This is a genomic window from Corallococcus sp. RDP092CA (assembly GCF_041903675.1).
In the GTDB taxonomy this organism is placed as follows: domain Bacteria; phylum Myxococcota; class Myxococcia; order Myxococcales; family Myxococcaceae; genus Corallococcus.
Genome location: NZ_JAYESI010000089.1, coordinates 1 through 1,365, shown reverse-complemented (window position 1 = coordinate 1,365; position 1,365 = coordinate 1). Strand labels below are relative to the sequence as shown.

The following is a 1,365-nucleotide window of genomic DNA, read 5'->3' as shown; positions in this document are numbered from 1 at the left end:
GGTCGTGTCCCTATAAGTGTGTAGATGGCGAGGAGGGACGAGCGGGAAAGAGGGAAGCTCCTCGGTGAAACCAACCGAGCCGGTCTCCTCCTGGCAGAGGAGCCGAGGAGTTCCCCGACGTGGACGTTAGCGAGTTTGAAGCCCCGGCGCACGAAGAGGTGCAGACCGACCTGCGGGCGCTGTTCCGCGGAGCCATCCGGATGACGCTGGAGGCGCTGCTGGAGGAAGAGGTACGGGAGTTGGTGGGGGCTGGCCGGTGGCAGCGGATGGTGGGCCGGGTGGACGTGCGCAACGGCAGCTACCTGCGCACGCTGGTGACGACGGCGGGGGCGGTGGACGTGGCGGTGCCACGCACCCGGCACAGTGGTAGCGCGGGGGACGTGCTGGGCCGCTACAAGCGGCGCAGCGGGGAGCTCGACGAGGCGATTACCAGTGCGTACGTGCAGGGCGTCTCCACGAGGAAAATGGGCAAGGTGACACGGGCCCTCATGGGCGAGGACGTCTCGCGCTCGACGGTGAGCCGGGTGACACGGACGCTGGAGGAGAAGGTAGAGGGCTTGCGCACCCAGCCCCTCACCCAGGCCTTCCCCTACCTCTACCTGGACGCCACCTTCCTGGATGCGAGGTGGGCCAGGGCAGTGCAGAACGTCTCCGCCCTGGTGGCCTACGGTGTGGGAGAGGATGGGCACCGGCACCTGTTGGCAATCACCCTGGGCGGCAGCGAGTCACACGACTCCTGGCTGGAGCTGCTTCGCCAACTGCTCGAGCGGGGGCTGACGGGCGTCCGACTCGTCATCGCCGACGGGCACGCGGGCCTGGCCGCCGCAGCCCGGCAGGCACTCCCCGAGGCGAAGCTGCAGCGCTGCACGGTGCATCTGACCCGCAACGTGCTCGCCAAGGCCCCCTGGAGGCTGCGTGGGCGCCTGGGCAAGGAGACGTCGACCCTCTTCGAGGCCCCCACCCTCCAGGACGCCAGGAAGCGACTGGAGGCCCTCCAGGAGGGACTGGGCCGCCAGGTGCCCGAGGCCATGGAGTGCCTGCGCGAGGGCTTCGCCGCCGCCACCTGCTTCTTCGCCTTTCCCATGGCCCACTGGAAGCGTCTTCGCAGCACCAATGGCTTGGAGCGCCTCCACGGTGAGGTGAAGCGCCGCATCCGCTCCGTGGGCGCCTTCCCGGACCGCGCCAGCGCGCTGCGCCTCATCACCGCCGTCGCCCTCGAAGTCACCGGCGTCTGGGATGACCGCCGCTACCTCGACATGTCTCTGCTGAAATCACCCCCTGACACTGCCGCTGCTTGATACCGCCAAGGAGCCTCCCTCCCCCGAACCCCCTCCGAACCAACTACACAAGATTCGGGACTTGACC

At 68.6% G+C, this 1,365-nt stretch carries 1 protein-coding gene; it reads left to right on the top strand.

Going from position 1 to position 1,365, the window contains the following annotated elements:
• Positions 1–119 precede the first annotated feature (119 nt).
• Positions 120–1,298 (top strand): IS256 family transposase, encoded by a 1,179-nt coding sequence (locus U8525_RS34270; RefSeq protein ID WP_374270944.1) that lies wholly within the window; start codon positions 120–122, stop codon positions 1,296–1,298.
• Positions 1,299–1,365: the final 67 nt, after the last annotated feature.